The 9,879-nt window shown below is 39.0% G+C and carries 8 protein-coding genes; 3 read left to right on the top strand and 5 right to left on the bottom strand.

Annotation, left to right across the window (positions count from 1 at the left end; translation table 11 throughout):
* Positions 1-229: 229 nt before the first annotated feature.
* A complete protein-coding gene (locus H5160_RS19905) occupies positions 230-907 on the top strand; it encodes a hypothetical protein (RefSeq protein WP_182738502.1) in 678 nt (225 codons plus the stop codon).
* A gap of 150 nt (positions 908-1,057) precedes the next feature.
* Positions 1,058-1,450: a hypothetical protein gene (locus H5160_RS19900; protein WP_154903017.1), complete on the top strand. Its 393-nt coding sequence runs from the start codon at positions 1,058-1,060 to the stop codon at positions 1,448-1,450.
* A 405-nt stretch (positions 1,451-1,855) separates the two neighbouring features.
* Here the strand turns inward: H5160_RS19900 and H5160_RS19895 are convergent, their stop codons facing one another.
* A complete protein-coding gene (locus tag H5160_RS19895) occupies positions 1,856-3,046 on the bottom strand; it encodes a PQQ-dependent sugar dehydrogenase (protein ID WP_182738500.1) in 1,191 nt (396 codons plus the stop codon).
* On the opposite strand from H5160_RS19895, the gene H5160_RS19890 reads away from it, so the two are divergent.
* A complete protein-coding gene (locus H5160_RS19890) occupies positions 3,031-3,483 on the top strand; it encodes a hypothetical protein (RefSeq protein WP_182711184.1) in 453 nt (150 codons plus the stop codon). The genes H5160_RS19895 and H5160_RS19890 overlap by 16 nt on opposite strands.
* A gap of 103 nt (positions 3,484-3,586) precedes the next feature.
* Here H5160_RS19890 and H5160_RS19885 read toward each other — a convergent pair whose 3' ends face one another.
* The 4 genes from H5160_RS19885 to H5160_RS19870 form a co-directional block, all read right to left on the bottom strand.
* On the bottom strand, positions 3,587-4,786 hold the full coding sequence (locus H5160_RS19885) for an Nramp family divalent metal transporter (RefSeq protein ID WP_182737447.1): 1,200 nt from the start codon (positions 4,784-4,786) through the stop codon (positions 3,587-3,589).
* Between the two features lie 456 nt (positions 4,787-5,242).
* On the bottom strand, positions 5,243-6,505 hold the full coding sequence (locus H5160_RS19880; RefSeq protein ID WP_182738498.1) for a valine--pyruvate transaminase: 1,263 nt from the start codon (positions 6,503-6,505) through the stop codon (positions 5,243-5,245).
* 136 nt (positions 6,506-6,641) lie between these two features.
* The gene (locus H5160_RS19875) at positions 6,642-7,301 is read right to left on the bottom strand and encodes a glutathione S-transferase (RefSeq protein WP_154903022.1); all 660 of its coding nucleotides are present in this window, start codon (positions 7,299-7,301) and stop codon (positions 6,642-6,644) included.
* A 10-nt stretch (positions 7,302-7,311) separates the two neighbouring features.
* Positions 7,312-9,603 carry a peptidase U32 family protein gene (locus tag H5160_RS19870; RefSeq protein WP_182738496.1) on the bottom strand — a complete coding sequence of 764 codons (2,292 nt, stop codon included), beginning with the start codon at positions 9,601-9,603 and terminating at the stop codon, positions 7,312-7,314.
* Positions 9,604-9,879 lie beyond the last annotated feature (276 nt).

Here is a 9,879-nt window from a genome sequence, read left to right as displayed (position 1 = left end):
GAGCCTTCAATCAATCGAACTACTGTATAAAAGGCTTTGGTTGCAGCCAAAGCTTGGGCCTCACATTACCCGAACTTGGTTAAAGTATTAATTAATTTATGGGTTTATTATCCATACAAGGCATTCAAACGGACTAAAAACAGTTGCCTGTTTTCACTTCGTTTAACATTATAGCCAACAATTTTTAGCCGCTTAATGTGGCGTTATGTGTATTGGGAAAGTTGTGAGCATGACTCGATTTTGGGATATTCAATTAGTATTAGATAGCACGTACACCGAAGAAGAACAAAAAACTGTGATTGTGAATTCTAGATCTATGGTTCATTTCATTGAAAGGCTTTTATACCCACTTAACTTTCGTAGCAAATTTTCAAGACTAGTTATAAGTTGCTCTAAGTTACCAGTAGAAACTGAGTTTAGCCTGGGAAAAGATCCTGCAATTGCCCATGTTAATATCTCACAAGATTTAGGGTGTTTCATTCACTCAGATGATGAAAAGTATTTAGCTTTCGAGAAAATTCTAAAACATGGTTTTGAGGTTGCTGAAAAATATGCTGAGTTGCCGAAATCAGAAGTGTTTGATGCCATAGAACAGTTTAAATCCACTGGCTTCAAAAACGAATGGGTTCATATTGAAAAAACTTGGAAGCGAAAAGGAGTCACTTGCATAATTGAGTGTCATCATAAATTGAATACTTTCCAACTAGTTCAAAAACTTTATAAATGTCACGCATTGGTTCATTCCTCAATTATTGCTGAATCTATGCCTAGGGAGTGGTTGTTCAATCAGTTACTGGGTAAAGTCGTGCTCAAAGAGGGGGGCAAACTTATTTATTCAGTTAAATCTGAGGTTTTATCAATTTTTGTTCTTGATACCAATAAACTAGAAATATTTGGTTCAGTTTAAAATACACATAACAAGCGCCACAATTCGCTCTTAAGTTCGCTCGGACAATTAACAATGGGCTATTGTCGCTGCGCTCAATATTTTAGCCCATAATTAAATTGCCGCTTAGGCGGGCGTAATGTGTATAAATCTATATGGTGCAATATTCCAGTGTTTGAACAATTTAAGAAAATAATTGCTAGTATTTTCCTTTTATTTTTCCTTTCGGGTTGCACTGTCGGTCATAAGGACTATCAGAGATATCTGAATATGAATATTGGTGAGAATATAAATAATCAAAAGCTTTCTAAATCACCCGATGCTGGTGAGTTGATAAGATCGGATTATTTAATCGCAGGCGAAGGGTTAACCAATATTACAACATTAGATACTGGTTTTTTGAGATACCATTTTAGCAGGCAAGAAGTATTACCGAATTACAGTATTAAAGACTTTGTCGGTAAATGTCTTATTTATTACGATGTTGATCCTAAAACGGAAATCATAATTGCTTGGGGTTTTGATAAAGGTGGTAACTCTTTAAGTTGTAGAACTTGGCCTTGAGTGCAATATACACATAACAAGTGACTATGGTGTCAATTCCTAATTTCAAACGATTTTAGGATCCCGCATGACACTATCTCGCACCATTGAATTTATGATCACTACCAGCTTTCGTTGGACTTCCTAGCTTTCACTAGACGTTTTAAAATTTGAATTGGCATGCCAGTTGTATGAAAGTACACAGTTTTTATCACTAAACCGAGACCATGTACAGGCTGCTGGTGGTGGCAATACAATATATGGATTATTAGGCTCTCCATTTTTTAGAAAATACCAAGCTATATTAAATTTTGGTACTCATACACTCACAATTAGTGAGCCATTGTCTGATTGTGAGTGATTAAAGCGGTTCCCTAAAGCCGCTATTATCCTCTAAAAGCGAAGCGCCTTAACTCTCTTTGTGAATTAATTTGATGTCATCAACATTAGCTTTGCCTCTTTACCGTCTGTTAATACCGCGACGTTACCCTTATCAGTTATAAACACATCTCTTAACCTGCCTGCGGCATTAGGAAATACGTGAGACTGTGTAAATTCACCACTTAGCAGATTAACGCTGTAGAGCTTTTTATCAACAAGGGTAGTGATAAGCACATGTTGCTGTAACGAAGGAAAAGCTGCATGTTTAGAGCCGTAATACGCCATGCCTGACGGCGCTATTGATGGCGTCCAATTAACACTTGGTTTTTGCATGCCTTTATATACGGTAAAGGGTGAAATACGCGCTTGCGAGTAATCTTTGCCATAGGTGATTACCGGCCAGCCGTAATTAGTGCTAGCGGTTAAGTAGTTTAGCTCGTCACCGCCTGCAGGGCCGTGCTCGTGGCTAACAATTTGCTGCGTATCGTAATCATAAACTAAGCCTTGAGGGTTACGATGACCAAGTGAGTAGACAGCATGTGCATTTAGGTTTTTATGATAAATAAATGGGTTATCTGTTGGAATGGTGCCATCTAGGTTTATACGTAATATTTTACCAAGTTGGCTGGTGATAACTTGTGCTTGCTCTCTAAAGTCAAACCCATCGCCCGTTGAAACTAATAATGTATTGTCGGGTAAGATAAGGGCGCGTCCTGCGTAATGTTGCGGTGTGTTTTTATCAGTCGCTACTTTATAAATAACGTTAGGCTTTGAAAAGTCAGTGCCATTAAACGTGGCTTTGGCAACAACCAGCCTGTTTGCGCTTGCATCACCTTGGGCATAAGTAAAAATAACTTCTTTTGAGTCGTTATAATCTGGTGATAAAACAATGTCGAGTAAACCACCTTGGCCCGCAACGTATAAGCCCTCAAGGTTTAATTTTACTCTTGATTGCACGTTGTTCTTAACTATAACTACATGACCATCACGCTCTGTAATTAACCATGTGCCGTTTGGTAGTTCAACCATGCTCCACGGAGACTGTAATTGCGTAGCCAGTGTTTGTGTACTGTATTGCTCCTTTGGTAGCGCAGCGCTTGCATTAACAGAAAACGCACAAAGCGAAAGCAGAGTAAAAAAAGAGATACATTGTTTACCGGGCAAGCCTTTGTTAGCATGGCCAGTATAAGAAAAAAGCTTTATTTTAAGTTGAGATAACCATGTCGTTTTTAACACGTGTATTGCCTTCATTTTTAGTTTCTTGGTTACTTACATTCACACTAGCTAGCTTGTTTCATAGCCAATACGTTGTCAATCAATTAGTTAATGTAGGTGTAGTGGTGGGCTTTAGTGATCGTGCTAGTTTAACGCTTGATGATTGGTTAGGCCTATTACCTACCTACGGCGCTATTATTGCCGTAGCACTTGCCATCGCTTTTTTTGTTACCGCAAAGCTTAATAAAAAGGTTCAAAAATACACTACTCAGTTATTTGTTATTGCTGGCATTGTGGCATTTGCTATTGTGTTAATTGCCATTGAATCAATTATGAATATTCATATTATAGCGGGCGCAAGAGGCTGGGGTTTTTATGCTCAACTGCTTGCAGGCGCGGTAGGTGGTTTTACATTTTCGCAATTATTTAAAGTAACTAAAAACCAAAAAGCGTGTTAGATGTGTGAATATAAGTACGGTTTATACGTTATATAGTGATTAATAAATAAAGCCCGCTGTTTATTATAAACAGCGGGCTTTAAATATGGCCTTTAGAAATTAATTAGAAAATTAAACTAATCAGTTTGTAGCTACTTAACCCAAAAATTAGGATTAAAACGGGTAGGGTTACCAAGTTTAACAGCAAAGAATTTGTGTAGTTTCCCATAACCCCTTTTTGATTAACCAGCCATACAAGGTAGGTGCTAACAATAGGGAGTAATAACCCGTTAGCCGCTTGCGCGAATATAATTACCGCGACAGGGTCTAAACCGAGTGACGCCACCGCAGCACCAAACAATAAAATAACAATAGCGACGCCTTTAAAGCGCGTGTTGCTCATATCGTTAGACCAGCCTAACATGCCACACACAGCATAAGCACCGGCAAGCGGCGCTGTAATAGCACTTGTTAAACCTGCAGCAAATAAGCCAATAGCAAAAAAGTAATGAGCGGCGTCGCCAAGCAATGGCTCTAGTTGCACGGCCATGTTAGCCGCACTAATTTGCCCCGCATCGGTGCCATAAAATGCAACTGAAGCTGTAGATAAAATAGCTAAAGTGATCACACCGCCCAAAGTGATTGATAGGCCTGTATCAACATTTGTTTGTTTAATCATTTTTTGCATGTCGCTGTTACTGTCGTGTCTAGCAGCGAGTACGCCGGAGTGCAAAAATAAGTTATACGGCACAATGGTAGTGCCAACTAAAGCTAGTATGGTTGTAATAGAGCCTTCAGGCATACTAGGAATAAAACCAGCAAATACATCACCCAGTGAAGGCGCTGCCATTACAAGTGTTGAGATAAACACTAAGCTCATTAAAATAACGAGTAAAATTAGCGCGTTTTCAACCACTTTATGTTTGCCGCTATACAGTAAAGCTGCACTAAAAAAAGCAATAAGTGGTGTCCATAGTTGGGAGCTAACTTGAGGGAATATTTCAATTAATCCCATGCTAGCGCCACTTAAGTTACCCGCTTCATAAGCTGCACTGCCCACACCAATGGCGCTGATGACTAAAAATATAGCTAAAGATTTAAATAAAGGCGTTTGAATATGTGCTCTGAGCGCTTGAGCTAAATCTTGCCCGGTGGCAACGCCAAGGCGCGCCGCCATAGATTGTAATAATATAGTGGCAATTACTGAAAACAGTAATGTCCATATAAGTGCAAAACCAAAGTTTGCACCTGCCACGCTGGCGGTAGTAATGGTCCCTGGTCCAATGAAGGCAGCGGTGACGAGTAGTCCTGGTCCTAATCGCATAATTGACCTTAATAGTGCTATTGCATGTTGCTATTTAAAGTTACATCTTACGTTTAAAACCAATATTTATACGCGATGCCGATTGTGTTAAAGCTGTCACTTACAGTAAGTGCCTTGCAGCAGTATTCGCTCCTTGACGATTTCTTTTTTAATAGGCATATGTTATACCAACCCGCAATAATACTTAATCAATTTGAGGGATTAAATCTGACGCTAATTGCGTTAAAAATTTCTGATATAGAACAACTAAATAACGAAATTTTTGCCTGGTTATCGACACGATTTTCTCACCTCAGATAGATCACTTAATTAAGCGAATTGCTATTAAAAAAGGGCGCGTAGGATACCAACTTGTATATAAATTTAAAGGGGATACAGTGCGTTTGCATGAATTTTAAACGAATATATAAGCGAATTAAATGAATGATGCCGATATTTATATCGGCATCTTTATATTTACTTTATTAGGCTTTTAATCGCTTCTAAGCCTTTTTTTAGGGTGTCTGCATCGGTAGCATAGTTAATACGAATACACTCGTGCTTGTGCGCCCAATCATCGTCAATGCCGATAAAAAAGTTGTGACCTGGGATCACATACACGTCTTGCTCTTTAAGTTGTTGATACAACACCTCGCTTGTTATTTTTGTATCTTTAAACCACAGCCACATAAAAAATGCACCTTCAACTTTGTGCAAATAAACAGGCAGTTCGGCAAATACTTCGTCAAACAACTCAATCGCTATGTGTGCTTTATTACGATAAAAAGGCAGTACAACGTTGCGGCACAGTGGCAGTAGTTCGTTGTCGTTAATTAAGCGTGTCACTAAGCTTGGGCCAATACTATTTGGCGATAACACCATGCTGCCGTTTACGCGGCCAATTGCTTTAATAATCTCATTGTTTGCAACTACAATACCGCTGCGTAAACCCGGTAGGCCCAGTTTTGAAAGTGACATACATAAAATTATATTTGAGTTCCACGTTAGGTTTGCATCGGTGTAAATACAACCTGGAAACGGATCGCCATATGCGTTATCAATAATGAGTGGAATACCATATTGCTTAGCAAGCAAATCAAGGTGTTTTACTTCATCGTCAGTAATTACATTACCTGTTGGGTTGGTTGGGCGTGATACGCACAGCGCGCTTATACTGCTGTCGTTTGCTAGTGTTTTCTCAACTGCTTTAAAATCAATGACGTATTTAAACTGTTTTGATGTGCTGCCTGTATTTAAAATTTCGATATCAGGCTTTATGGCAACAAACATATCAGCCGATAAACCTTGATCGGCATAACCTATGTACTCTGGCGCGAGGGGGAATAAAATCTTTTTTTGGCTGCCATCCGGCATTTCGCCTGCCAACATATTAAACAGCACAAAAAAGTTAGCTTGACTGCCATTACCGAGTGCTACGTTATCAGCGCTAATATCCCATGCGTACTCTTTACTTAGCTGGCCAGCTAATGCAGCTCTAAACTCGTCGTTACCGGTTGGGCCATCGTAAAGCCCAAATACTTGCGATACTTTATTGCTGGCAACAAGTTTTTGTAATTCACTTAAAAAAACCTCATTTACTTGTGGTACTAATGCGGGATTACCGCCACCCAGCATAACAATATTAGGATTGTTACTGTTTTTAGCCCCGCCTAAGTCTTCCATTAATTGGGTAATGCCGTTGGGTTGTGTAAATTTAGTGCCAAAGTTTGAGTAGTTCATAATGCATAGCGTTTGTTAATAATGGGGAGGGCAGTATAGCGTAAATATAGGGCTTAAATCCGATGATGAGAATAATTCAATGCTAAGATTTACAGCTAGTTAAAGTAATGTAATTCCTTATAAAACAAAGGCTAAGTTAAGACTTTTTAACGCCGTATAAAAACTCTTCGCCGCAGTCCATATACAAATCAAATTTGGCCATGACTTTGGTGAAAATAGGGGCGTGTAAAAACTCGTTTAACCATGCACGAACATGCGTATATTCACTTTGTAAGTACCAGTGTTTATCTACGCGGGCAAACTGTCTAATAAATGGCAGCAGGGCATAATCGGCTAGACTTTTTTCATCGCCTATTAAGTATTTATGCGTGGTTAGTTTTACTTCAAATTGCTTAATAAACTCTTCGCAGGCTTTTTGATAATAAATTTGTGCCATGTCTTTTGTACGAGCATAAAATTTGTACTTTTCGAGCACCGGTTTAAATTGCGTGTCGTTTAGCTTAATTAACTCAAGCATGCGCTCAAGTGCTAATGGGTCTTGAGTATGCAGTAAATTATGCGGATCGTTTTGCTTTAAAGCCCACAGCATTATATCGAGGCTTTCATCTATCACTTGGTTGTTAGGCAGTAATAAAACAGGCACAGTGCCTTTAGGCGATATTTGCAACAGATGCGGCGGTTTATTTTTAGTTTTTATAGCGCGTAGAAGTACTTGTTGCTCTGCCATTAAAATACCCATTCGTGCACGCATTGCGTATGGGCAGTGTTGTAATGAATATAATAATGGCAATGTCATGTTAGTTACCTTAGCTGTTTAGGCCTTCAACATACTGCTGGCGGGTTTGTACTTTAACCAAGCTATTTAAGTGTTCAACCGCTTGTGTTTGCCCGTTAATTAAATCTTGAAAATGCGCAAGTAACACGGCTTTATCCAGTTTTTCTTTATCGCCTGAGCCAATGTCGGTTAAATCAATCATAAATTCGTCAAATTTGTCGGCAAAGTCACTCACAATATCCATGTTTAAAAATTGCTCATGGTTGTAAATACTTGGGTAGCCGCCTTTTTGTTTATCAATAGCAAAGCTAATACCTTTAACATTGGTAACGGTGGTTTCTTTTTTACAGCTCAGCATACAGCTTGCGTCAATACGTGGTTTTTTACAGCCAACGGTTTGTTGGAAAAAACACTGTCGGCTAGTCATCATTAGTATTGGATGATAAATGCTGTACATCATTTTAAAGTTGTTAGGGCGTTTAATATTACGCATTTGTGGTTTGTTTATTTCGTTTGAAATAAACGCGCCTTTTGCGTTTAAATCTTCTTGTAGTGTAAGTAACGCATAAGAGTTTGTGGTGTTTAACAACGGGCCTGCAATCCAGTCAATACCCATTTGTACTGCTTTAAATGCAACGCCTGTGTTGTTACTAATAATAAGCTTAGGTTTTACAACCTCTAGCAAACGTACCGCTTCTTCAAAATCTTTACCAATTAACACCGCCTGAAACCACGGAATTAAATGTGGGTGCTCTAAAAATACATTAATGTATTTATCGTTATCGGTTCTAAAGCTCTCTGGTAATTTAAAGTAAACATCGCCATCTGTTAAATCACATAGATGAACGTCTTTTATGTCCGATATTAAAATAGAGAGTGTTGTTTTGTTATCGGCTTTAGGGTGGTTTACTAGTTTTGGCAGTTCAACAGGGGCGAGTACGTCTTTGCCTTCGTTTAATAAAAACGCGACTTGCTTTTTAATACGGGCAAGCTCTTTAAACGGAATGCTCAAGTTGTTGCCTAAGTTTGAGTAATCCATATTTTTAATTTCAAAATTGGCATTACTAAAGGTTTTAAAGCGTTTATCAATAGCTGCAATGTCCACAATCGATTTATCGGCGGTTTGCATAGGCATTTGCGATTGAACTTCAAAGCGTAGAGGTTGCAGAGCGCTTTGCTCTGCTAGGGTGTTGTCGTGTTTATCGTTTATTGTCAGTGTTACTGTAAATGGCTGGTTTAATTGGCCGCTAAACTCAAAGCGTAGTTCTCGCTTTGAAATATATAAAAACTCAATTTTCTTTTTAACTAACGTATCAATGTCATTTTTTTCTGCGGCGAGCTCTTGTTGTGCATCGTAAATTTGCACAACCGAAATCGCGTTACTCTTTTCGTTAGCGTGATCAAAGCTATGGTCGCGCGGGTTGTCGGTAAACATGTTTTTTGTCATGTCACCTTGCAAAAACTTATTAGTAAAATTACGGTTAAATACTTTGTATAAGCTTGAATCGTCTTCAATTAAGTTACCTGTTTGTACAAAGGTATCTATTTGTTTGCGCCAGCTATCAATAACGGTATGAACGTAGTTAGCACCTTTAATGCGACCTTCTACTTTTAACGAGTCAACACCTGCGGCTACCAGCTCTGGTAAATCAAAATAGGCTGAATTGTCTTTTAAGTTTAACGGATGTTTGTTACCCATAGCCGTTGGCTCGTATTCATCACGACATGCTTGTGAGCAACGACCACGGTTACCTGAGTTACCCACACTTACTGAGCTTGAATAACATTGCCCCGAAAACGCAATACACAATGCACCATGTACAAACACCTCGGTTAATACATCACATTTGTGCGCTACGTCGGTCAATATTTTAATTTCAGTTAGGTTAAGCTCGCGCGATAAATTTACACGTGTAGCGCCAATGCGCGCTAAAAACTCAACCTGTGATTCGTTATGGGTGGTTAACTGAGTTGATGCGTGAATATGCAAAGTAGGAAAGTGCTTTTTAACTATATTGAACAACCCTAAATCTTGCACAATAATGCCATCGAGCGTGGTATTTACGAGTTGGTTAAGTAGCTTAAATAGCGCGCCCATTTCGTGCTCTAATATAACTACATTTAGCGTTAAAAATATTTCACAGCCGTATTCATGGGCTAGGCGAAGTGCGCCGTTAAGCTCATCAAACGAAAGATTAGACGCTCGGTTACGTGCATTAAAGGTATCTAACCCACAATAAACCGCATTAGCACCGGCTACAATGGCGGCTTTTACCGCGTTAACATCACCGCCTGGGGCTAATAGTTCAATCTTTCTACTCATTACAATGTCGCTTCGCTCATATTTAATTGCCGCGAATTTTATATGGTTAAGCACGTTAATGCTATTTATTGAGGGATATAATAAAGACTAATACCAATTCGCTTAATTAAGTGATCTATTTTGAGGCTGGAAAAACGTGTTGATAGCTAGGCAAAAAATTCGCTATTTAGTTGTTCTCGGCAATTGCTCCTGCATTGCTCTACCTTCTGCATCCATGCAGTCGTAAATGAGAATTTTTTAACACAGGTAGCGACACGTTTAGCCCCGCAAAATGAT

This window comes from Pseudoalteromonas sp. SG43-4 (genome assembly GCF_014164325.1).
Taxonomy (GTDB): Bacteria; Pseudomonadota; Gammaproteobacteria; order Enterobacterales; family Alteromonadaceae; genus Pseudoalteromonas; species Pseudoalteromonas distincta.
This window is presented reverse-complemented; position numbering and strand designations above follow the sequence as displayed.